The sequence below is a fragment of the Rhizobium sp. 05N49 genome, from assembly GCF_056396805.1.
Map to the genome: position 1 here is coordinate 272,838 of NZ_JBFTME010000005.1, position 21,224 is coordinate 294,061.

21 protein-coding genes are annotated in these 21,224 nt (G+C 60.9%); 10 read left to right on the plus strand and 11 right to left on the minus strand.

Annotated features, from left to right (window positions below; all coding sequences use genetic code 11):
* Position 1: 1 nt before the first annotated feature.
* Positions 2 to 1,162, minus strand: a complete 1,161-nt coding sequence (locus tag AC1DF8_RS13155; RefSeq protein ID WP_478153845.1) for a fumarylacetoacetate hydrolase family protein — start codon at positions 1,160 to 1,162, stop codon at positions 2 to 4.
* A 356-nt stretch (positions 1,163 to 1,518) separates the two neighbouring features.
* Between AC1DF8_RS13155 and AC1DF8_RS13160 the strand changes: the two genes are divergently transcribed.
* Genes AC1DF8_RS13160 through AC1DF8_RS13170 form a run of 3 tightly spaced genes read left to right on the plus strand, consistent with a single transcriptional unit; the run spans position 1,519 to position 4,058 of the window.
* Positions 1,519 to 2,529 carry a Gfo/Idh/MocA family protein gene (locus AC1DF8_RS13160; protein ID WP_113212291.1) on the plus strand — a complete coding sequence of 337 codons (1,011 nt, stop codon included), beginning with the start codon at positions 1,519 to 1,521 and terminating at the stop codon, positions 2,527 to 2,529.
* A gap of 10 nt (positions 2,530 to 2,539) precedes the next feature.
* Positions 2,540 to 3,637 (plus strand): Gfo/Idh/MocA family protein, encoded by a 1,098-nt coding sequence (locus tag AC1DF8_RS13165; RefSeq protein ID WP_478153846.1) that lies wholly within the window; start codon positions 2,540 to 2,542, stop codon positions 3,635 to 3,637.
* Between the two features lie 10 nt (positions 3,638 to 3,647).
* Entirely contained in the window at positions 3,648 to 4,058 is a 411-nt protein-coding gene (locus AC1DF8_RS13170) for a VOC family protein (RefSeq protein WP_112972389.1), read from the plus strand.
* Between the two features lie 59 nt (positions 4,059 to 4,117).
* Here AC1DF8_RS13170 and cydX read toward each other — a convergent pair whose 3' ends face one another.
* The 7 genes from cydX to AC1DF8_RS13205 all read right to left on the minus strand — a co-directional run bounded on the left by cydX (position 4,118) and on the right by AC1DF8_RS13205 (position 11,871).
* Positions 4,118 to 4,240: a cytochrome bd-I oxidase subunit CydX gene (cydX, locus tag AC1DF8_RS13175; RefSeq protein ID WP_112542487.1), complete on the minus strand. Its 123-nt coding sequence runs from the start codon at positions 4,238 to 4,240 to the stop codon at positions 4,118 to 4,120.
* 12 nt (positions 4,241 to 4,252) lie between these two features.
* Positions 4,253 to 5,407, minus strand: a complete 1,155-nt coding sequence (cydB, locus tag AC1DF8_RS13180) for a cytochrome d ubiquinol oxidase subunit II (RefSeq protein ID WP_478153847.1) — start codon at positions 5,405 to 5,407, stop codon at positions 4,253 to 4,255.
* Between the two features lie 6 nt (positions 5,408 to 5,413).
* Positions 5,414 to 6,994: a cytochrome ubiquinol oxidase subunit I gene (locus AC1DF8_RS13185; protein WP_113203770.1), complete on the minus strand. Its 1,581-nt coding sequence runs from the start codon at positions 6,992 to 6,994 to the stop codon at positions 5,414 to 5,416.
* A gap of 77 nt (positions 6,995 to 7,071) precedes the next feature.
* A complete protein-coding gene (locus tag AC1DF8_RS13190) occupies positions 7,072 to 8,763 on the minus strand; it encodes an amino acid ABC transporter ATP-binding/permease protein (protein WP_478153848.1) in 1,692 nt (563 codons plus the stop codon).
* Positions 8,760 to 10,436 (minus strand): thiol reductant ABC exporter subunit CydD, encoded by a 1,677-nt coding sequence (cydD, locus tag AC1DF8_RS13195; RefSeq protein WP_478153849.1) that lies wholly within the window; start codon positions 10,434 to 10,436, stop codon positions 8,760 to 8,762. The genes AC1DF8_RS13190 and cydD overlap by 4 nt, the downstream gene beginning before the upstream one ends.
* Before the next feature lie 4 nt (positions 10,437 to 10,440).
* Positions 10,441 to 11,016: a GbsR/MarR family transcriptional regulator gene (locus AC1DF8_RS13200; protein ID WP_113017040.1), complete on the minus strand. Its 576-nt coding sequence runs from the start codon at positions 11,014 to 11,016 to the stop codon at positions 10,441 to 10,443.
* A gap of 255 nt (positions 11,017 to 11,271) precedes the next feature.
* Positions 11,272 to 11,871: a HupE/UreJ family protein gene (locus AC1DF8_RS13205; protein WP_113017039.1), complete on the minus strand. Its 600-nt coding sequence runs from the start codon at positions 11,869 to 11,871 to the stop codon at positions 11,272 to 11,274.
* A gap of 244 nt (positions 11,872 to 12,115) precedes the next feature.
* Here AC1DF8_RS13205 and AC1DF8_RS13210 point away from each other — a divergent pair, with 244 nt between their 5' ends.
* On the plus strand, positions 12,116 to 13,147 hold the full coding sequence (locus tag AC1DF8_RS13210) for a hydroxyacid dehydrogenase (protein ID WP_113206653.1): 1,032 nt from the start codon (positions 12,116 to 12,118) through the stop codon (positions 13,145 to 13,147).
* On the opposite strand, the gene AC1DF8_RS13215 is transcribed toward AC1DF8_RS13210, so the two are convergent.
* Both AC1DF8_RS13215 and AC1DF8_RS13220 read right to left on the minus strand, forming a co-directional pair.
* A complete protein-coding gene (locus AC1DF8_RS13215) occupies positions 13,144 to 14,154 on the minus strand; it encodes a Tim44 domain-containing protein (RefSeq protein WP_478153850.1) in 1,011 nt (336 codons plus the stop codon). The two genes, AC1DF8_RS13210 and AC1DF8_RS13215, sit on opposite strands and share 4 nt — an antisense overlap.
* Positions 14,155 to 14,234: 80 nt before the next feature.
* Positions 14,235 to 14,693: a YbaK/EbsC family protein gene (locus AC1DF8_RS13220; RefSeq protein ID WP_113017036.1), complete on the minus strand. Its 459-nt coding sequence runs from the start codon at positions 14,691 to 14,693 to the stop codon at positions 14,235 to 14,237.
* A 222-nt stretch (positions 14,694 to 14,915) separates the two neighbouring features.
* Here AC1DF8_RS13220 and AC1DF8_RS13225 point away from each other — a divergent pair, with 222 nt between their 5' ends.
* The 6 genes from AC1DF8_RS13225 (at position 14,916) to AC1DF8_RS13250 (ending at position 20,535) form a co-directional block, all read left to right on the plus strand.
* A complete protein-coding gene (locus tag AC1DF8_RS13225) occupies positions 14,916 to 15,917 on the plus strand; it encodes a LacI family DNA-binding transcriptional regulator (RefSeq protein WP_112542477.1) in 1,002 nt (333 codons plus the stop codon).
* Positions 15,918 to 16,085: 168 nt separating this feature from the next.
* A complete protein-coding gene (locus tag AC1DF8_RS13230) occupies positions 16,086 to 17,120 on the plus strand; it encodes a sterol desaturase family protein (protein WP_478153851.1) in 1,035 nt (344 codons plus the stop codon).
* Positions 17,117 to 17,428: a MocE family 2Fe-2S type ferredoxin gene (locus tag AC1DF8_RS13235; RefSeq protein ID WP_112542475.1), complete on the plus strand. Its 312-nt coding sequence runs from the start codon at positions 17,117 to 17,119 to the stop codon at positions 17,426 to 17,428. The genes AC1DF8_RS13230 and AC1DF8_RS13235 overlap by 4 nt, the downstream gene beginning before the upstream one ends.
* A gap of 71 nt (positions 17,429 to 17,499) precedes the next feature.
* On the plus strand, positions 17,500 to 18,444 hold the full coding sequence (locus AC1DF8_RS13240) for a substrate-binding domain-containing protein (RefSeq protein WP_478153852.1): 945 nt from the start codon (positions 17,500 to 17,502) through the stop codon (positions 18,442 to 18,444).
* A gap of 58 nt (positions 18,445 to 18,502) precedes the next feature.
* Positions 18,503 to 19,708: an NAD(P)/FAD-dependent oxidoreductase gene (locus AC1DF8_RS13245; RefSeq protein WP_478153853.1), complete on the plus strand. Its 1,206-nt coding sequence runs from the start codon at positions 18,503 to 18,505 to the stop codon at positions 19,706 to 19,708.
* Complete coding sequence (locus AC1DF8_RS13250) at positions 19,708 to 20,535, plus strand: sugar phosphate isomerase/epimerase family protein (RefSeq protein ID WP_478153913.1); 828 nt, start codon at positions 19,708 to 19,710, stop codon at positions 20,533 to 20,535. The genes AC1DF8_RS13245 and AC1DF8_RS13250 overlap by 1 nt, the downstream gene beginning before the upstream one ends.
* Before the next feature lie 79 nt (positions 20,536 to 20,614).
* On the opposite strand, the gene AC1DF8_RS13255 is transcribed toward AC1DF8_RS13250, so the two are convergent.
* A complete protein-coding gene (locus AC1DF8_RS13255; RefSeq protein WP_478153854.1) occupies positions 20,615 to 20,839 on the minus strand; it encodes a hypothetical protein in 225 nt (74 codons plus the stop codon).
* Positions 20,840 to 21,224: the final 385 nt, after the last annotated feature.

Consider the following 21,224-nt stretch of genomic DNA (forward strand, 5'->3'; position numbering starts at 1 on the left):
CTTAGAGCAATCCGCGCTTTGCGAGGCTGCTCATCAGCGCCGAGATGCCGAAGGTCCAGGGCGGGCATTCCGTCGACAGCCGGACGGTATTGACCAGTGCGCCGAGGCCGGCGGACGAGATTTCCACGACATCGCCGACCTTGTGGGTAAAGCCTTGGTTCTTCGCATCGCGGTCCTGCGTCGGCGCAAAGAGCGTGCCGAGGAAGAGCATGAAGCCATCGGGATACTGATGGTGACTGCCGACGGTCTGCTTGACGAGATCGGTCGGGTCGCGGCTGATCTGCGACATGGAACTCTTGCCGTGCAGCACGAAACCGTCCTGGCCGGTGACCTTGAGATCGAGTTCGGCCTTGCGGACGTCGTCAAGGCTGTAGCTCTGATCGAAGAGGCGGATGAAGGGGCCGATCGAGCAGGAGGCGTTGTTGTCCTTCGCCTTGCCGAGCAGCAGCGCCGAGCGGCCTTCGACATCGCGCAGGTTCACGTCATTGCCGAGCGTGGCGCCCTTGATCTCGCCACGGCTGTTGACGGCCAGCACGATTTCCGGCTCCGGATTGTTCCAGGTCGAGATCGGGTGGAGGCCGACATCCGAACCCCAGCCGACCGATGAAAGCACCGGCGACTTGGTGAAGACTTCTGCATCCGGGCCGATGCCGACTTCGAGATATTGCGACCAGATGCCTTCCTCGATCAGCGCCTTCTTGACCTCGGCGGCTTCCGGCGAGCCGGCCTTGATGTTGGTCAGGCTGCCGCCAATCAGCGTGCTGACGCGCTCGCGAATGGACGCTGCCCGATCCGGATTGCCGGCGGCTTTCTCCTCGATGACGCGTTCGATCATCGACTGGGCGAAGGTCACGCCGCAGGCTTTGATTGCCTGCAGGTCGGCCGGTGCCAGCAGATAGGCTTTGCTCGTATCTGGTTTGCCAGTGCTGTTGGCGGCAATCGCCTCAAGGGTGCCAAGCGCCTTGCCGCTGGCGGTACGGACGAAGTCTGCCGCATCGGCTCGCTCCAGCAGAGCGCTCAGCGTCGGCGCTTCAGCGGAGGTGATATCGACGAGGCTGCCATCGCGCAGCGTTACGATGCTCGGCCCGGCAACATCGGGGTTCCAGGCACGGCCGACAAAGAGACCGCCCGAAGCGGCACCGTCGAGGGGGGATTGGGACATGGTGATCTTCCGTCACAGGGCGGAGCGGGGAGCGCTCCTGCAGAATGGGATAGTTGCCGTCCTCCTACCCGACGGCCTTCAAAATCGAGCATATTCATTGGCCAAGAGCAAGCCTCAAAGGGCTGGAGCGGTTCGTAGCGGTGCAGCACGATGGCGCGGTCAAGAGGCATTTCATCTTAACTTATAACTATTTAGATACAAAATAATCTTTCTATTTCATATATTTACAAAAGAGGCAAAAGAGTTTTGCCATCAATCCCGCCTTGACAGGCCTTTGCTTTCGCTGTCTGGTTTGCACCACGAAGGAGGGTCGGCGTAAGCCGGCCCGGATAATTCCCCGGGAGGATAATATTGCGATGTTAAGATTTGCCGTCGTCGGAATCGATCATGGGCACACTTTCGATCATGTGAAGGGATTGTTGGCCGCCGGCGCCGAATTCGTCGGCTATTGCCCGCAGACATCAGTGCCGGCGATCCGCGAAATGTTCGAGAAAACCTATCCGGACGCGCCGCAGATCGACCGTGAAAAGATCTTTGCTGATCCCTCCATCGACATCATCTGCATTGCCGCGATCCCACGTGACCGTGCCGGCCTTGCCATCCGCGCGATGAAAGCCGGCAAGGATGTGATGACTGACAAGCCCGGCGTGACGACCTTCGCCCAGCTGGAAGAGGTCAAACGTACCGTTGCCGAGACCGGCAAGATCTTCTCCATCTGCTTTTCCGAGCGCCATTGTGTGCGCTCTGCCGTCAAGGCCGGCAAGCTGGTGAAGGAAGGGGCGATCGGCAAGGTGATCCAGACGCTGGGCATGGGGCCGCACCGGCTGCAGCTGCCGACACGGCCGGACTGGTTCTTCGATCCGGAAGCCTTCGGCGGCATCATCGTCGATATCGCCTCGCATCAGGTCGACCAGTTCCTGTTCTATACAGGCTCGACGACGGGTGAGGTGGTTGCAAGCTCTGTTGGTAATTTCGGCATGCCGGAAAAACCGGCCTTCCAGGATTTCGGCGAAGTGCTGCTGCGTTCCGACAAGGCGAGCGGTTATATCCGGGTCGACTGGTTCACGCCGGAAGCGTTGCCCACCTGGGGCGACGGTCGACTGACCATTCTCGGCACCGAGGGTTATATCGAGCTGCGCAAATATATCGATATCGCCGGCCGTCCCGGCAAGGATCATCTCTTCCTCGTCAATGGCAAGGAGATGACGCATATCGATTGCAGCGGCGAGAAGCTTGATTATTTCGACGCCTTTGTCGCCGACGTGCGTGACCGCAGCGAAACGGCGATGACGCATAACCATGTGTACGAGGTTTGCCGTCTGTCGCTTGAAGCGCAGTCGAAAGCCACCCGTATCGGTAATCGCTGAGGAAGACACCATGACACGGAAACTGCGCGTCGGCGTCATCGGTGCAGGCATCGCTGAGCGGCACCTGACAGGTTTCGCCTGGAACAGCGATCTCTTCGAAATTCCCGTTCTCTGCTCTCTCGATGCCGATCGCGGCCAGCCGCTCTGCGAGGAGCACAAGATCCCCGAATATACGCAGGATACGAATTCGCTCTTCACGCGCGACGATCTCGATATCATCGATATCGCCACGCCGCCGAGCTCGCATTTCGAACTGTGCAAGAAGGCGATCGAGAGCGGCAAGCATGTGATCTGCGAAAAGCCGCTGTTCGGTTCGATTGCCGAAGTCGATGAGATGGCAGAGATCCTTGCGAGTTCGAACGGGCGCAAGCTGATGCCGATCTTCCAGTATCGCTATGGCAGCGGCCTGCAGAAGCTGAAATTGCTGATCGAGCGCGGCCTGGCCGGCAAGCCCTTCCTGACCACGATCGAAACGCATTGGTGGCGCGGCCCCGATTATTATGCGGTGCCTTGGCGTGGCAAGTGGGCGACGGAACTCGGCGGCGGCCTGCTCGGTCATGCCATCCATGCTCATGACATGCTGAATTATGTCCACGGCCCCTGTGCTGAGGTGTTTTCCTATGGTGCGACGCTCGTCAATCCGATCGAGGTCGAGGATACCGCGTCACTGTCGGTGAAGATGCAGAACGGATCCCTTGCGACGCTTTCCATGACCCTCGGCTCTCGCAAGGAAATCTCCAGGCTGCGCTTCTGCTTCAGCGATCTCGTCGCAGAAAGCATTCTGGAACCATATACGATGGGCCGCGATCCCTGGACTTTCATCGCCGGAAGCGAACAGCATCAGGCGCGCATCGATGTGGCCCTTGCCGGCTACGAAGCCGGGGAGGACGGGTATACGCGCCAATTCCAGCTTTTCCATCAGGCAATCATGGATGACCGCGATCCGCCGGTTACCCTGCAGGATGCCCGCAATTCGCTTGAGCTGGTAACGGCCGCCTATTATTCGCAGCGCACCGGCCGGCCGACGCCGATGCCGATTACGGCCGACCATCCCCTATACGGTTCCTGGCTGCCGGAAGAAGAACGGCGCCCAGCCGCCAGCGTCTGAGGAAAAGCCGGTGCTGAAATCATTCGAGCATATCGGCATGACGGTCGGCAATATGGATCGTGCCATCGAATTCTATTGCGGACTGCTGGGGTTGAAGCTGCATCTGCGCAAGCAGATGCCTGACGGCATGCAGGTCGCCTTTCTCGATGCCGGCGGCGGCATGCTGGAGGTTTTCGGACCACCCGGCGGTGCTGCGAGGGCGGTCGATCTCCCGGAGGGAACGGCCGGCGTCAAGCACATCACCTTCCATTTCGAGAATGTCGAAGAAACCTTCGCGCGGCTGGAAGCGGCGGGCGTCGAAATCAAGGAACGTCCGCGCTTTGCCGTCCATTCCGAGATGCTGAACAAGATCGCCTTTGTTCGCGATCCCGACGGTATCATCGTCGAGCTTGCGGAGCGCTCACAGAACCGGCTTGGCTGACAGCTGCCACGCGCCCGGTCGAAAGAAAAAGGGCGCGGTGTGAACCGCGCCCTTCGAATTTATCGGCGTTCGCCCGAAGTCTTCTTCTTGGCTTCGTCATCCGTGAGCTCGTACCACATGGCGTTGAGGACGGCGAAGGCGGCTGCCAGCGGCAGACCGAGTATCCATGCGAAATACCACATCGTTTCGTCTCCTCAATAGGCGTGGCTGTTCTTGTCTGTGACGCTCTTCTCGTCGACTTTGCCCCACAGAACTTTGTAGACCCAGGCGGTGTAGGCAATGATGATCGGCAGGAAGATGACCGTGACCACCAGCATGATGAAAAGGGTCTGGTGGCTCGACGATGCATCCCAGACCGTCAGGCTCGACTTCGGATCGAGCGAGGAGGGCAGGATGAATGGGAACATCGACAGTCCGACCGTCGAGATGATGCCCAGGATCGAGAGCTTGCTGAAGAGCAGAGTCATGACCTCACGCCGGGCCTGCATCGCGATGAAGGCAGCCGCAGCACCGAGGAAGCCGAGGATCGGAGCAACGATCATCCAGGGATAGGTGCCGTAGTTGGCAAGCCAGGCCCCGCCTTCCTGCGACACCGATTTCAGAAGCGGATTTGACGGGCCGACCGGGCTGATATCGCTGGTGATGCGATAGCCGCTGACGCCGGCCCAGAGCCACAGGCCGCCAAGCGCAAAGAGCACGATGACCACAAGCGCTGCGATGCTGCCGAAGCGGCGGGCGCGATCGGCGACTGGCCCCGTTGCCTTGAGCACCAGCCAAGCGCTTCCGTGCATGATGAGCATGGCGACGGAGAGCAGGCCGCAGAGAAGGGCATAGGGGTTCAGAAGCGCGAAGAACGAGCCTTCATAGAAGATGCGCATGTCATCCGCGAAGCGGAAGGGCACGCCCTGTAGCACATTGCCGACGGCAACGCCGAAGATCAGCGACGGTACGAAGCCGCCGATGAAGAGCGCCCAGTCCCAACCATTGCGCCAGTTGGCGCTGTCCCGCTTGGAACGATACTTGAATCCGACAGGGCGCAGGATGAGCGCAAAGAGGATCGCAAACATCGCCAGGTAAAAGCCCGAGAAGGAGACCGCGTAGAGCGGCGGCCAGGCGGCGAAGATGGCGCCGCCGGCGAGGATCAACCAGACCTGGTTGCCTTCCCAGGTGGCGCCGATCGTATTGATGGCGATACGGCGTTCCGCATCGGTCTTTGCGACGAAGGGCAGCAGTGTGCCGACGCCGAGGTCGAAGCCGTCGGTCGCGGCAAAGGCGATCAGGAGCACGCCGAGCAGGACCCACCAGATGAGGCGCAAGGTTTGATAGTCGATGAGTTCGTACAGGATCATGACAGGTCACTCCGCGGCTGGAACGAGGGTTTCGGAGATCAGCTTTGCTTCCGGCTCGTGGTCCGGTTCCGGCCCCTGACGGATCGCCTTCAGCATCAGGCTCATCTCGATGATGATCAGCGTCGTATAGAGCGCGGCAAAGCCGATGATGGTGAGCAGCACCGTCCAGGCGCCGTGGTTGGAAACGGCGACCGCCGTCGGCAGTACGCCTTCGATCACCCAGGGCTGACGGCCGATTTCGGCAACCACCCAGCCTGCCTCGATGGCAATCCAGGGCAGCGGGATGGCAAAGACCGCGATGCGCAATAGCAGCGGGTACTTGTCGAGATGCCGGCGAGCCGACAGCCAGAAAAAGGTTGCCGTCAGCACGATGAAGAACATGCCGAGACCAACCATGATGCGGAACGACCAGAAGAGCGTCGGCACGTGCGGGATCGTGTCACGCGCGGCCTGGGCGATTTGCTCGTCGCTCGCCTGACGTGGATCATCGACATAGCGCTTCAGGAGCAGGGCATAGCCGAGGTCGTGGCCTAGATCCTCAAACGAGGAGCGCACCTCCTGGGCAACCTGATCCTGCGTCGGCGCGGAGCGGATCTGCATCAGCGCATCATAGGCCTTGATGCCGTCGCGGATGCGGGCCTCGGCCTGCTGTTCGAGCTTGTCGATGCCGGGTATTTCCGTCGTCAGCGAACGCGTGCCGATGAGCCCCATGACCCAGGGGATATGGACGGCAAAATGGGTTTCGCGTGCCTCCTGATCGGGGAAGCCGAAGGCGGTAAAGGCAGCCGGAGCCGGCTCCGTCTTCCACATGGCCTCGATTGCGGCGAGCTTCATCTTCTGGTTTTCAGTAGCGAGATAGCCGCTTTCGTCACCAAGCACGACGACCGAGAGTGCCGAGGCGAGGCCGAAGGATGCGGCAACGGTCATCGAGCGCTTTGCAAGCTCGATATGCCGGCCCTTCAGCATGTACCAGGCCGAGACGCCGAGCACGAAGATCGAGGCACAGACGTAGCCGGCCGAGACCGTATGGACGAACTTTGCCTGCGCGACGGGATTGAAGACCACGTCGAAGAAGCTCACGATCTCCATACGCATCGTCTGCGGATTGAGCGCGGAACCGACCGGGTTCTGCATCCAGCCGTTGGCGATGAGAATCCAGAGCGCGGAGAAATTCGAGCCGAGCGCCACCGCCCAGGTTGCGACCAGATGGCCGACCTTCGACAGCTTGTCCCAGCCGAAGAAGAAGAGGCCGACGAAGGTCGCTTCGAGGAAGAAGGCCATCAGGCCTTCGATCGCCAGCGGCGCACCGAAAATATCGCCGACGTAATAGCTGTAATAGCTCCAGTTCATGCCGAACTGGAATTCCATGACGATACCGGTGGCGACGCCCAGCACAAAATTGATGCCGAACAGAGTGCCCCAGAATTTCGTCATCTGCCGCCAGATTTGGCGACCGGTCATGACGTAGGTCGTCTCCATGATGGCAAGCAGCACGGAAAGGCCGAGCGTCAGGGGTACGAACAGAAAGTGATAAAGCGCTGTCAGCGCAAATTGGAAGCGCGATAGCGCTACGATGTCTAGTTCCATTATCTTTCTCCCACGGTCCCACGCGGTATCAAGAGTTTCCGCGTGGCCGGCCGGCCACGCGGGGTAGGCCTGTTCGCTCAATCCGGCCGAAGCCGATCGAGCGCCTTTTCGAACGCCGCCTCTCCACGGCGCGAAACTTCTGTGATGCGGCCGCCGTCGACGACGACGATGCGGTCTGCGAGCGCCGCTTCGCGGCGAATATGGGTTGCGATGAGCAGTGCCCGGCCTTCCGCTTCGACTGCGAGCCGATGCAGTACGTCGCGCGCCGTGCGCCCATCGAGACCTTCGGTCGGTTCGTCGAGAAGCCAGAGCGGCGTGTCACGCAGAAAGAGACGGGCGAGCGCCAGCCGACGCGACTGGCCGCCGGAAAGCCCCATGCCGCCTTCGCCGAGCAGTGTATCGAGGCCCGATGGCAACGCATCGACATCGGCAATCAGGCCGGCAGCGGCAAGCGCATCGCGCAACCGGTCGTCATCGGCATCTGGCGCTGCGAGCACGAGGTTGCCGCGCAGCGTATCCTGGAAAAGTTCCGTCCGCTGGGTCAGCAGCGTGCCGTCGAGTGCGGCGGCCATGCCGGAGGCCGGTGGCAATTCGCCTGCAAGCAGCGATAGCAGGGTCGATTTGCCGGCTCCGCTCGAGCCGATCACGGCGATATGTTCTCCGCGGCTTACTTCCAGGGTCACATTCCGTAAGGCCGGCAGAGCCGCGCCATCGTGGATAACGGTCACGTTCTGCAGTGCGAAGGCGAGTTGGTGGGCAGGCGCCTCGGGCGCGAAATCCGCCTCGACTGCGGAAAGGCGCGGTGCGATGCGTCCGGCGGCAAGCAGCGTCCGTCCGAATTCCAGGGCACCCCGGCGCAATACTGCGAAGGGTTCTGCGGCGGCAAAGGCAACGAGCACGCCCAGTGCTGCGACAGGAGCGCTGATCGCCCCTGCCTGCATCAGCGCCGCTACGGAGAGCAGTGCCGCGACCAGCAGGGCGGTCGAAAAGAGCCCGAAGCCGAAGGCCACGCCGGTCTCTATCCGGTTCAACCGGTCGTCGGCGTTTGCCACATAGGCGTCTGCGGCTGATATCGCGTGCTCCTGGGCGGCAAGCCGATTTGCCATCAGAAGATCGGCCTGTCCGGCAACGAGATCGATCGTCCGCGACCGTAGTGTCTCGATGCCATAAGCGCGCCGCCGTGCAAATTTGCGGGCTGCCTGACCCGCAGCGAGCGGCAGGCCAAGTCCAACCAGTATAAGGCAAAGGCCGAAGAGCAGCCCAAACAGCGGATGCATCAGCCCGAGCGTGACGCTGGCGACGAGTGCTGCACCGATCGCCACGGTCGCCGGCACGAGAACACGCAGGTAAAGCGAATCCAGCGCGTCGATATCTGCTGTCAGCCGGAAGAGCAGTCGAGCCGGTCGGTTGAGAAGCGTGCGCGCAGCACCCGCCGATGCCCAGCCTCGGAACAGCCGCTCGCGCAGGGCAGCCAAGACGGCAAGCGTGGCATTATGAGTTGTCAGCCGTTCGCCATAGCGGGCTGCTGTACGCAGAATGGCGAGGAAGCGAATGCTTGCCGATGGCGCAAACACATCGAAAGTCGCGGCAACCGTGATCGAAAGCCCGGCAAGCGCGGTCGCCGTGATGAACCAACCCGACAGGCCGAGCAGAGCAATGCCGGCGATGACAGTCGCGGCCGACAGCACCGCGCCGAGCAGCAGTTCCCTACGGCGTGTCTCGAGGAAGAGATGCAGGACCGGTTTGATATCCTTGAGGGAAAAGGTCATTCGGCTGCCTCCCGAAGGGTTTCGCTGTCAAGGCGGATGGTGCGTTGCATGCGCGCGGCCAGCAGCGGGTCATGCGTGGCCACGATCAGCGTGCGATCCTCGGCGAGGGCGAGTAGGCTGGCGGTGATCTCAGCGGCAGTCTCGGCATCGAGATGGGCGGTCGGCTCGTCGGCAAGGATGATGCGGACATCGGGATCGCAGGCCGCCCGTGCGATCGCCAGCCGCAGCGCCTCGCCACCGGAAAGGCCGATGCCGCCTTCGCCGAGCGGGCGATGGCCGTAGGCTTGCGCGACGCCGGCAAGCCTTGCCAGTTCGAGTGCATCGGCGACCTTGTCTCTTGTCATTCCGGGCCTGCCGAGCGCGATATTGCCCGATATCGTACCGGCAAAGATGTGCGGCTTCTGGCCGATCCAGGCCATCCCGCCGCGTCTTGCCGGCACGCCTCCGATCAGAACCTGACCTTCTCCGCAAGGTGCCAGGCCGGCGATCAGCGATAGTATGGTCGATTTGCCGCTGCCGCTCGCGCCGAGCAGCGCCAGATGTTCGCCAGCGGCGATATCGAGTTTGAAGCCGTCAAGCACCGGCTCCAGATCGGGCCGGTAGCGAAAGCCGACGTTTACCAGACGGATGTCGCAGGCCCTGGCGGCGGCGACATTCTCCCGTTCGGGAAGCGTCATGCCTCCGGCAGCTAATCCATCCAGTGCCTTCAGCGCGGCTTCGCCCGAGGCACGGTCATGCCAGACAGCGGAGAGTTCACGCAGTGGCTCGAAGAAGGCCGGTGCCAGCAGCAGGATGAACAGGCCCTCAGAGAGGCTGAGGCCGGCCGACCATGCGCCGAAGCGGATTTCACCGAGCAGGCTGAATCCGATATAGACGGCGGTCATCGCCACGCCGAGTGCCGAAAAGAGTTCGAGCACAGCCGAAGACAGAAAAGCGATCTTCAGCACTGCCATAGTGCGCGTGCGGAGCGATTCTGCTTCCGCGCGGAGCCGGTGCGCAGTGGCATCGACGGCGCCGAGAGAGCGGATCGTTGCAAGACCGCGCAGACGGTCGAGCAGGAAAGCGTTGAGGCCACCCGTTGCGATAAGCTGTTTTTCGCTTGCAGCCTGCGCGCGCCAGCCAATCAGCGCCATGAAGATCGGAATGAGCGGCGCAGCGAACAGCAGCACGAGTGCTGCAATCCAGGAGATGGGGAAAATGCAGGCGAGAATGATGAACGGCACAAGGCTTGCCTTCATCCGCGTCGGCTGGAACCGGGAGAGAAAGGGTACGATCAGCTCAGCCTGTTCGCCGAGAATGCTCGCTGCTTCGCCGGAAGCTGGACGGCCGATATCGACGGGCGAGAGCCGTGCGAGCAGGCGGACGGCTGTCGCCCGCTTTTCGCTGAGTTCAGCGCGGGCCGCGCGAAAGGCGAGGCGGGTGCCGACTGCATCAAGACCGCTTTTGACGATGCCGAGCAGCAGGACAGAGACAGCCGGCCATAGGACATCATTAAATCCGCCGCCATCGGCAAGCCTGCCGACAGACCAGGCAAGCAGGCCCGCCTGCGGAATCCAGAGCGCGGCCGCGAAGGCCTGGAGCATAGCGGCGCTGCGCAAACGGCGTCTGTTTGCGGCGGGCTTGCGTGTTCCCGCCTCTCGCCGGTTTCTCGCGTCGAAGAAAGCACGGGTCATGGCGCTAACTCTTGTTCGCAGGATTGGGACGGCGGCGGCCAAGCGAAACGACCCTGTCCTTGGCCTCCAGCAATTTGGTCACTTTCGCGCCTAAGGAGAGCAACGTTGCAAGTCTCTCTGTTTCAAGTTGCTTTACGTCTTCGTACCAATGCGTCAGCTGCTCGATCAGCGTGTGCATCTCGCTCATGCGCTCCTGCGCATGGCGTTCGGCCTCGCTTGCCGGGCGCTGCATGAGAATCTCGCGCAGCACGGAAAGCGTCGGATCGACCTCACGCTTCTTTCGCTCTTCGGCAAGTGTTCTGAGGATGACCCAGACGTCGTCGGGCGTCGTGAAAAAGTCGCGCCGGTCATCCGGCTTGTGGCGTAGCAGCACCAGGTTCCAGGCCTGCAGCTCGCGAAGGCTCATGGAAACATTCGAGCGCGATATACCGAGGGCATCGACGATTTCCTCTGCGCAGAGCGGCGCTGGCGAGACGTAGAGCAGAGCATAGATCTGGCCGACCGTACGGTTGATTCCCCAGCGGGAACCCATTTCACCGAAGTGCAGGACGAAGGACTGAACGAGAGGCGGAAGGTTCATTGTCATTTCCGTTGCGTCTGTTATTTCAGAAATTTCTGAAATCACTATACAGACTTTCGCGTTTGTGCCGCAATTGGTGAGCTTGACCTGCGTCAATTTGGAAGCATTCTTCGGTGATCTGCTTCTTCATAGACCGGCGCTGAGCGCCCGGAATTGACTTGAATCAAATCCTGCAAACATAAAACGCCCGGCAGACTGGTGTCTGCCGGGCGCCAGATGCTGTTTGAATTTGAACTTGCCGGTGAGGCGTAAGCCTCAGATGAGGCCAGTCAGGAGGCCGACGCCGGCAATAGCTGCAAGGCCGCCTGTCGTACGCATGACAAAGACACCCCGCCGTTCGCCGAAGCGAGCGATAAGGAAACCAACGCCGAGCCCGACTGCATGCAGCAGGGCCGTTGCGAACATGAAGCCTGCGGCATAGGCGGCACCACCCGCATTTTCAGGCATTTCGACCCCATGCGCATGGCCGTGGAAGACTGCAAACAGGCCGACAACAGCCATTGCGGCCGCCGTGGAGGCGCGCATGTTCAGAGCGACGACAGCACCGAGCACGATGACGGAAAGCGCGATGCCGGTTTCAACGAAAGGCACGTTGATACCGGCCATGCCGAGCGCGCCGCCGAAGGCCATGACAAGCACGAAGGTCGCTGGCACGGCCCAGACGGCGCGGCCGCCAAGCTGGAAGGCGAGCGCGCCGACCATGACCATGGCCAGGATGTGATCGAGGCCGGACACCGGATGGCTGAAACCATGGACAAGGCCTGCCGTCTCGCCGACGCCGGTATGGGCATAGGCAGCTGCCGGAAGCGCTGCGGCAGCAAGCGCAAGGACGCCGCTCTTGAAGACTGATTTCATGATGGAATTCCCTCTGTTTTATAGATCCTGCGGCCGCCGATCGCTCAGTCCCGGTTGCAAGTCGCTTCCACAAGCTAATCCAGCGAAATTTCATCGTCAACGGAAAGCAAAAGAATAGGTAGGAATTTCAAGTGCTTATATCGTAGGCAATTGCCGTTTTGAAAGGCGTCTTCACAAGCGCCCGCCAACGGTACTATCAATCACGTTGCGGCGGTGAGAGCCGTCGCATCTTGAGGAGGATTCCATGACGAATACCGAAAAGCCGCTGGCAATCAGTGCGCCGGAACCGCGCACGCTCGACCTGATCTTCAGCGACAAGGCGCGTGTCGAACTCAATGCCAAATATGAGATTGTCGAGGCCGATGCCGAAAACATCGCCGGCCTCGGAGAGGATATTCTGGGCAAGGCGCGCTACATCATCGGCCAACCGCCGCTTTCGGCGGAAACACTCGGCCGCATGCCGCAGCTTCGCTCGATCCTCAACGTCGAGAGCAACCTCCTCAATAACATGCCCTATGAGATCCTCTTCCAGCGCGGCATCCACGTGGTGACGACCGGACAGGTCTTTGCAGAGCCCGTGGCGGAGATCGGCCTCGGCTTTGCGTTGAGCCTTGCCCGTGGCATCGTCGACGCCGATGTTGCGTTCCGGGAGGGCAAGGAACTCTGGGGCGGCGAGGGCAATACGAGCGCGCGGCTGATCGCGGGTTCGGAGATTGGGATTGTCGGTTTCGGCGATCTCGGCAAGGCGTTGCGCCGCGTCCTTTCAGGCTTTCGCGCCAGAATCAGGGTTTTCGATCCCTGGATGCCTCGTTCGATCCTGGAAGAAAATGGCGTCGAGCCAGCGAGCCTGAACGACGTGCTGACACAGAGCGATTTCGTCTTCGTCGTTGCCTCCGTCACCAGCGAAAACAGGGGCTTCCTCGGCGCGGATGCTTTCGCCAGCATGCGCAAGGGTGCGGCCTTCATCTTGCTCAGCCGTGCCGATGTCGTGGATTTCGAAGCGCTGATGGCGGCCGTCGCGTCAGGCCATATCGTGGCGGCAAGCGATGTCTATCCTCAGGAACCGCTGCCGCTCGACCATCCCGTCCGCAGCCTCAAAGGCTTCCTCCGCTCGGCCCATCGGGCAGGTGCGCTCGATATCGCCTTCAAGAGGATGGGCGACATGGTGCTCGAAGACATGGATCTGATGGATCGCGGCCTGCCGCCGATGCGCTGCAAGCGGGCGGAGCGCGAAACGGTGTCCCGAATGCGCTCCAAACCCGTGTCGGTCAATTAGGCTGCGCGCTGGCCGGTGCCCTGGATAGCGGCAAGCTTCCAATCGGCGCCGGGCTTGCGCACGAAGGTCCAGACCTCTGTGCTTTCGCTCGGGCGGCGATCGTCACCCGAAACGACACGGCCGCTCGCGCGCTCGACCATGGCGTCGATCGAGGAATAACGCATCGCGAGTGTTGCATATTCCTGACCGTTCTCACGCCAGGCTTCGGCAATATCGCCCTGCAGAAGCTTCACGTCGGAGACCTGGTTGCGCACGCCATTGGTGGCGTTCTCGCCAAGCTCTTCGGCAAGGTAGGACATGGCTTCCGGTGTCGTCAGGCGGCGCAGCGCGGCGTAGTCTTCTGCGCCATAAGCGGTCTGAACCTTTGTCAGCAATTCCTCGAACTGGTCGAGGTCCGCCTGGGCAAGGCCGATCTCATCGCTCGGGCGGGCATTGCGCTGCTGGCTGCCGGAACCCGAGCCGATCGCCGGAATATGGAAGGACGAACCGGCATTGGCCGGCGTCATGTTATGGGCCTGCGGTCCACCATAGCTCTGGCCGCCTGTTCCATACGAGGGTTGGCGGCGATTGGCGAAGAAACGCATGGCGAGTGTAGTCGCTCCGAAGATCAGCGCGATCTGCAAGAGCATGCCAAGGAAACCGAAGCCGCCACCGAAACCATGGCCGAGCAGCATGCCGAGAAGGCCGCCGGCAATCAGGCCACCGATCATCGAACGACCGAAGCCGTTGAAGAGGCCGGGGCGCTGCTGAGCAAAACCGGGCTGCTGGGTGCCGTAAGGCGCAGTCGTCTGCGGGCGCGGCGTCATCGAGCGTTCGATGGGCGCGGCCGGGGCCGGGGCAGTCTGTGTGATCGGAGGCGCGTTGAAGGTGCGCGTGCCACGGCTTCCGAATCCGCCAAAGCCGCCGGCGCGGCGCGCATCGGCGTCTCCGATCGAAGCAAAGACGGTGGCGCTCGCAAGTACAGCGATAGCCGCAATCCTGGCAAAACGCGAAACGGCACTGGGCATTCTTCATCTCCTATCATGCGCTGAATGGCATGTTCGGAGATAATATAGGTATTCTTTCTGCCCTGTGAAGTTGTGGGATGCTACTGGCAGACGTCGACCCATTCCGCGCGGGTGATTTCCACCAATCGTTCGGTCGGAATATGCACGGCGGAATTGGTCGAACCGGCGGCCGGAACGACCTCGCCGAACTGCTTCAGCGATACGTCGCAATAGATCGGCAGCGGTGCAGGCAGGCCAAAGGGGCAGACACCGCCGACCGGGTGGCTCGTCACTGCCAGCACCTCTTCGGCATCGAGCATGCGCCCTTTTCCACCGAACGTGTCCTTGAACTTCCTGTTGTCGAGACGCGCGGTACCGCTTGCCACGATCAGCATGGTGCGGTCGCCCACACGAAGGCAGATCGTCTTGGCGATCTGCGCGGGCTCGACGCCATGCGCTTCGGCGGCGAGAGTGACTGTCGACGAACTGCCGGCCGTTTCGACGATGGCGATATCGGGGGCATTGGCGGCGAAGAAGGCGCGAACGGATTCAAGGCTCATAGGATAGGATACTTCTGGATCGACAATCGACAGGGAGGCCGCGAAGCGGCGGTGAATTCCCGCACTTGCGGGCCAACTTAATATTTAAATTTTAGAGAATTCAATTGCTTAGTTGCCGCAATATCGTTTTCGGTCGTCCTTTTGAGTGGCGCGGATTGTTCCGAAATTCTAAGTCATGGATATTGCTGGAAAAATTGGCAGCTGCGCAATAAGGACTCCAGAGTGAGCAAGCCGAATTATCGCGATATCGCCCGCCAGGCGGGCGTGGGAACCGCGACTGTCGAGCGCGTGCTCAACGGGCGCGGCGGTGTGCGGCCCGAACTCGTCGAGAAGGTGATCATTGCCGCGCGCAGCCTGGACTACCCACGAACACTCCCCGATACGCATCGCGGCCTTTTACGCATCGAAGTGCTGATGGTTCGCCCTGAGACCACATTCTATCAGCGGCTCTCCAAGGCATTCGAGAGGATCGCGGCGACGCTCGATGCTCTCGTCGTCGTACATCGCAGCTTCACCGAGGAAATGAAGCCCGAGGAGATCGCCAGGCGCATTTTGTCGACCGACCTGCCGCGCGCGGGCCTCATCCTCGCGGTGCCGAGCAACCCTGTCATCAAGGCGGCGGTGGACAAGGTTGTCGCCCAAGGGTTGCCTGTGGTTCATGTCGTGACCCGCGCTTCCGATCGCTCGGGCGAATTAGTCGCCATCGACAACTATGCTGCCGGACGCACTGCAGCACTCTTCATCGGTCGAATGGCCCGCCGGCAGGGCTCTGTCGTGGCGATCTGCCATCCGATCTATCAGGTCCATCGCGATCGTATCCGCGGATTTTCCGAATATTTTCTGGAGCATGCCGGTGCCACCAGCTTCCAGTGGCTGGGCTTCGGTCTTGATGAGGAGCATATCAGCGCCGAGCTTCTCGCGTCAGCTCTGAAGACCTATCCGGACTTGGCCGGTCTTTATAATGCCGGCGGCGCCAATTCCGCTCTCATTGATGTGCTTCGACGCCAAGCCGCCAAGCGCGATATCTTTTTCGTCGGCCACGAACTGACGGACTACACCCGCAAGGCACTTCAGGATGGCATCATGGATGTCGTCCTCGATCAGGCGCCGGAAGCGCAAGCCAGGCGATCGCTTGATCTCATCCTGCGCCGCATTGGCCTGACCGATATCGAGCCGGATCAGGCCCCCATCCGTTTCATCACCATCACCAAGGAAGCGCTTTGATCTGATTTGATCAAGAATGGCTTCGGCTCCGACGCGCTCTCCTGTTACTTTTGCATCAGGGGGAGAGCCCCGAGCGTCGCGAGGAGCGACACCGGACAGGGCGCAGAAGGCGCTCTCCTTCATCAGATCTGCGCGGACCGATATCGGATCCACCTGAAGGAGAGTGCAATGGACGATCTGAAATTCGGCACGCGCAACAAGCGCGGCGACTGGGCGCCGAACCAGCCGGTCGAGACCGCGCCGCTATTTGCGTTTCCGCCGAGGCTGATGGCCATCGTGAAATGGCTGCCGCATTATTTCTTTCCGTGGAATGCGATTTTCGCCGCTTCGGCCGTTGCCTATTGGGCCTGGGTCATTCCGCCTGTCGAAACAATGCGGACGCCGGGAATTGGCTGGATTGCTTGGTTATATGCCGTCAATGCGGTCTGCGTACTCCTGTTCTACGGCGCATTCGAGCTGCATCTCTATGTGCTGAAGCGGCAGGAGAGCCGCTTCAAGTACAATGGCAAATTTCCCTCCGAGCAGAAGAACAAGGCCTTCTGGTTCGAAAGCCAGAACCTCGACAATATATTGCGCACGTTCCTGTCGGGGGTAACGATCTGGACGGCGATCGAAGCAGGCATGTTATGGGCCTATGCCAATGGTTATGCGCCATGGCTGAGCTTTGCCGAACATCCCTGGACGCTGGCACTGGTCGCGCTGGCGGTGCCGATCATCCACGAGTTCCATTTCTTCTGCATACACCGGCTCATTCACACGCCCTTCCTCTATAAGTGGGTGCATTCGGTCCATCATAACTCTGTCAATCCGTCGCCCTGGTCGTCGCTATCCATGCATCCGGTCGAGCATCTGCTCTATCTCGGAACGGCCTTCTACCACCTGGTCCTGCCGTCCAATCCGATCCTGATGCTCTACCAGCTGCACTATGCGGGCTTCGGCGCCATCCCCGGCCATGTCGGCTTCGACAAGGTCGAGGTCGGCGAGGACACGCTGGTCGATAGCCACGCCTATGCGCATTACCTGCATCACAAATATTTCGAGGTGAATTACGGCGATGCATTGATCCCGCTCGATAAGTGGTTCGGCACCTGGCACGACGGTTCGTCCGAAGGCGAGGCGCGCATGCAGGAGCGTTACCGCCGCCGCAAGGAAAAGCTCGCCGCCCGCAAGGCTGGCATGGAAGTGAAGGGAGCAGCCGAATGAGCTGGATCACCGCCTGCAAACTCGAAGACATCGAACAGGAAGGCGCTATGCGTTTCGATCACGGCAGCCGCACCTATGCCATCTATCGCGGTCCCGATGACAGCGTCTATTGCACTGCCGGCCTCTGCACCCACGAGGCCATCCATCTCGCCGAAGGTCTGGTCATGGATTTCGAAGTGGAATGTCCCAAACATTCCGGCGCCTTCGACTATCGCACCGGCGAGGCGCTGCGGCTTCCGGCCTGCGAGAATTTGAAGACCTATCCCGCCGAGGTGATCGACGGGGAGGTGCGCGTGGCTCTCGCCTGAGCCGGCATCTTTTGCAGGCCTGAGTGGCCTCCGGAATGCGTGGGGTGGCCCGGCACCCATGGGAGGAAATCATGAAGTCATTTTGTGTGGCGGCCATCCTGGTCGCCCTGACGGCAAGTGCTGCCTCGGCCGAGACCATCGGCGTGTCGATGCAGAGCTTCGACAATAACTTTCAGACGTTGCTGCGAGAAGGTCTGAGCGCAAGGGCATCTGAAGTGGGTGGCGTCACCCTGCAGATCGAGGACGCTCAGACCGATGTCTCCAAGCAACTCAATCAGGTGAACAATTTCATCGCTGCAGGCGTCGATGCGATCATCGTGACACTTGCGGATACATCCGCAGCGGCTGGCATCAGCGCGGCGGCCGAGAAGGCTGGTATTCCTCTCGTCTATCTCAACCTTGAGCCGGGAAATCTCGCTCAGCTACCCCAAAAGCAGGCCTATGTCGGCTCCAAGGAAACCGACTCCGGGCGTCTCGGTGCGGAAGCCGCCTGTCAGATCCTGAAGAAGAATGGCAAGGCAAGCAGTGCCCAGGCCTATATCCTGATGGGAGATCTCGCACATCAGGCCTCGCGCGATCGCACATCGTCGGTCAAGGAAACGCTTGCGGCGAGCGACTGCAAAGACGTGAGCATCGCCGACGAGCAATCGGCAGCGTGGACGCGCACGAACGCCATGGATCTGACGACCAACTGGATCACCGCCGGCCGGCCGATCGACGCGGTCTTTGCAAATAACGACGAAATGGCAATCGGTGCGATCCAGGCACTCAAGGCCACCGGCGTCTCGATGGACAGCGTCGTGGTCGTCGGCATCGATGCGACGCAGGATGCCCTTGTTGCGATGGCCGCGGGCGATCTGGACGTGACGGTATTCCAGAACGCCAAAGGACAGTCGGCGAGCGCCGTCGATGCAGCCGTTGCGCTCGCTCAAGGAAAGAGCATTGAAAAGGAGGTCTGGGTTCCTTTCGAACTGGTCACTCCCGAAAACATGGACCAGTACCGGCAAAAGAACTGATCCTCCCCGGCCGGCGTCTCTTCCTCACGAGCGCCGGCCTCCTTTCACGGAGAGCTTTATGAGCGGCATTGTCATCATCGGCGCAGGAGAATGCGGAACACGCGCGGCGTTCGCCCTGCGCGAGACCGGATATTCCGGATCAATAGCCCTGCTTGGTGCCGAGCCGCATCTGCCTTACGAACGGCCGCCCTTGTCGAAACCGATGGATGGCGCCGTCCAGATGAAGCTGATCTGCGCGGACGATGCGCTAGCTGCAGCCCAGATCGAATATCTCCGGGGCGTGTTGGTCTCGGAATTGGATGCCGATGCTGCTGCAGTCACCTTGGACAACGGGCAGGTCCTGGTCTACGAAAAGCTGCTACTCGCCACCGGCGCGCGCCCAAGAAGGCTTGGCTGCCCGGGTGCCGGGCGTGCGCTCGATTTTCGCACTCATGCCGATGCCGAAGCGATATTCTCCAAAGCGGGGATCACGCGTAGCGTTGCCATTATCGGCGGCGGCCTGATCGGCATGGAGCTCGCCTCCGTCCTTCGCGGAAAAGATATCGCGGTCAGCGTCATCGAAGCGGCACCCAAGCCGCTGGGACGCGCGGTCCCGCTGCGCTTTGCCGACAAGCTTCATGCCAGGCACAGCTCGGAAGGCGTCATTTTCCACCTCGACCGGGGCGTTGTCGCCATCGATGACGATGGCGTTCTGCTGAGTGATGGAAGCTTGGTGCGCGCCGATCTGGTCGTCAGTGCTATCGGTGTCACGCCGGAAATTACACTCGCTGAGCAAGCCGGACTGGCGATCGGGAACGGTATTCTGACCGATCGCCATCTTCACACCAGCGCACCTAATATCTTTGCAGCGGGTGATTGTGCGGCGGTGAGCCAGCAGGGCGGAATTCATACCCGGTTCGAGAGCTGGCGGAATGCAAGAGCGCAGGCAGAAACAGCTGCGCGCAACATGATCGGCATCGCTGAGCCTTTTACCGCGATCCCCTGGTTCTGGTCCGATCAGTATGACCTCGGCCTGCAGGTGGTGGGGCTGCCGCAGCCGACGCACGAGCGCGTGATCCGTTCGCTCGGCGATAACGAGCTTGAATTCTATCTGGACGATGGGCGCCTTGTGGCCGCAGCCGGCCTCGGTACCGGCAATTCCCTGGCCAGGGATATCAAGCTCGCAGAGATGCTGATTGCAGCTGGTATCCATCCTGATCCGGCCGCGCTTGCCGATCCCGACCTGAACCTAAAGGCACTTCTGAAAAGGGAGAAGGCCGCGTGATGCAGAGACTGCTGATCTTCCAGTCACTCTGGGCCATGGAGCGCCGGCACACCGACGGGTACGAGCGCAGCCTCAGCGAGAATATCGCGATGATCATCGAGGCTGGTTTCGACGGTATAAGCGCCCACTATACCAACCGGGCCGATGTCGTCACGCTGAATGACGCGATCCGCGGCACCGGGCTGAAGATCGAAGCTGTCTGCTTCCCTCGCACCGTCGAGGATCTGCGCCTGCCGCTCGAACTGGCTTCGGAGTTTCCCGTCAACCATATCAACCTGCAGCCCGATATCCGCCTGCGGCGGGTCGAAGACTGCCTGCCGATCCTCGATGGCTGGATGCGGCTTTCCGAGGAAGCCCGCATTCCCGTCTTCATAGAGACCCACCGCGACCGGATGACGACGGACCTCTTCTTCACGCTGGATCTGCTGGACAGGCGGCCGAATCTGCCGTTGCTTGCCGATCTCTCGCACTTCATGGTCGCACGCGAGTTCGCCTTTCCTGTCGATGCCGAGAACCATGCCATGATCCACCGCATTCTCCGCAATGCCCACGCCTTTCATGGCCGGGTCGCATCGCGCGAGCAGGTGCAGATCGAAATCTCGTTCCCGCACCACCGGCCCTGGGTCGAGCTCTTCCTGCAATGGTGGGACCACGGCATGCGCGATTGGCGTGGTCGCGCCGCTTCAGACGCGGAACTCGTCTTTACCTGCGAGCTGGGTCCGAAGCCCTATGCGATTTCCGGCCGAGACGGCAACGACAGTACCGATCGGTGGGCGGAAGCGCTGCTGCTCCGCCAGATGCTTCTCGATCTCTGGGCCGCGATCTAATCGCCACAACGTCAGGGATACCGGCAGGAATGCTACCATCCCTGCCGGACAGCCCCCGGCATATGCGTCGCGGGGCCTTCTAGTCATCGGACAGGGCAAGGTCATGGCGCAACCATGCAGGCAGACTGCTGGCGCTGTTTGCCATGCGCTGACGCCTCCATCGGGCTATAATGGTTGCGAGCAGAATTTCCCTGAAGCTGAATCGCGAGCAAAGCTCGCGCATGGATGCCGCCAGGCTGTCGCCGGTGTGTTGATTGGTCATGATGATGATCTGCGGCCAGAAATCTGAACCGCCCTCTTTCAAGCTGAGTATGCATAGCGCCATGCCGAGCGGACGTTGCCGTAGCCGGACGCTGCGCGCGAAAAGACGCCATCTCTGGATGGTGAAGCTTGAAAGTTTCGGACGTGGCCGAGGTTTGGAGCTTCGAGGACCTATGCCAAAGAGGCGCGGGACGAAGAAATATCTGTCATTGCACGCCTCCATTGTTGATGAACTCCGACGCAATCATTAGCCGATCGGGGATGAGCAGGCAAGGGCACTCGTTCGGATCTGGGGCCTATCGCCAGCCTGGGACGGCGCTCCGCCGCCGTCTGATCGTGATTTCCACCGGCAACTGACTGGGTCTTTTCATCGGCAATTGACCGCGCCCAGAACATCGTCATAATAATTTTGCACACGTGCTCAATTT

What these genes read in the sequence shown, in the direction of transcription:
- AC1DF8_RS13155 (WP_478153845.1), bottom strand. Translation starts at nt 1,162, where the DNA reads ATGTCCCAATCCCCCCTCGACGGTGCCGCTTCGGGCGGTCTCTTTGTC.
- AC1DF8_RS13160 (WP_113212291.1), top strand. Translation starts at nt 1,519, where the DNA reads ATGTTAAGATTTGCCGTCGTCGGAATCGATCATGGGCACACTTTCGAT.
- AC1DF8_RS13165 (WP_478153846.1), top strand. Translation starts at nt 2,540, where the DNA reads ATGACACGGAAACTGCGCGTCGGCGTCATCGGTGCAGGCATCGCTGAG.
- cydX (WP_112542487.1), bottom strand. Translation starts at nt 4,240, where the DNA reads ATGTGGTATTTCGCATGGATACTCGGTCTGCCGCTGGCAGCCGCCTTC.
- cydB (WP_478153847.1), bottom strand. Translation starts at nt 5,407, where the DNA reads ATGATCCTGTACGAACTCATCGACTATCAAACCTTGCGCCTCATCTGG.
- AC1DF8_RS13185 (WP_113203770.1), bottom strand. Translation starts at nt 6,994, where the DNA reads ATGGAACTAGACATCGTAGCGCTATCGCGCTTCCAATTTGCGCTGACA.
- AC1DF8_RS13190 (WP_478153848.1), bottom strand. Translation starts at nt 8,763, where the DNA reads ATGACCTTTTCCCTCAAGGATATCAAACCGGTCCTGCATCTCTTCCTC.
- cydD (WP_478153849.1), bottom strand. Translation starts at nt 10,436, where the DNA reads ATGACCCGTGCTTTCTTCGACGCGAGAAACCGGCGAGAGGCGGGAACA.
- AC1DF8_RS13200 (WP_113017040.1), bottom strand. Translation starts at nt 11,016, where the DNA reads ATGAACCTTCCGCCTCTCGTTCAGTCCTTCGTCCTGCACTTCGGTGAA.
- AC1DF8_RS13205 (WP_113017039.1), bottom strand. Translation starts at nt 11,871, where the DNA reads ATGAAATCAGTCTTCAAGAGCGGCGTCCTTGCGCTTGCTGCCGCAGCG.
- AC1DF8_RS13210 (WP_113206653.1), top strand. Translation starts at nt 12,116, where the DNA reads ATGACGAATACCGAAAAGCCGCTGGCAATCAGTGCGCCGGAACCGCGC.
- AC1DF8_RS13215 (WP_478153850.1), bottom strand. Translation starts at nt 14,154, where the DNA reads ATGCCCAGTGCCGTTTCGCGTTTTGCCAGGATTGCGGCTATCGCTGTA.
- AC1DF8_RS13220 (WP_113017036.1), bottom strand. Translation starts at nt 14,693, where the DNA reads ATGAGCCTTGAATCCGTTCGCGCCTTCTTCGCCGCCAATGCCCCCGAT.
- AC1DF8_RS13230 (WP_478153851.1), top strand. Translation starts at nt 16,086, where the DNA reads ATGGACGATCTGAAATTCGGCACGCGCAACAAGCGCGGCGACTGGGCG.
- AC1DF8_RS13235 (WP_112542475.1), top strand. Translation starts at nt 17,117, where the DNA reads ATGAGCTGGATCACCGCCTGCAAACTCGAAGACATCGAACAGGAAGGC.
- AC1DF8_RS13240 (WP_478153852.1), top strand. Translation starts at nt 17,500, where the DNA reads ATGAAGTCATTTTGTGTGGCGGCCATCCTGGTCGCCCTGACGGCAAGT.
- AC1DF8_RS13245 (WP_478153853.1), top strand. Translation starts at nt 18,503, where the DNA reads ATGAGCGGCATTGTCATCATCGGCGCAGGAGAATGCGGAACACGCGCG.
- AC1DF8_RS13250 (WP_478153913.1), top strand. Translation starts at nt 19,708, where the DNA reads ATGCAGAGACTGCTGATCTTCCAGTCACTCTGGGCCATGGAGCGCCGG.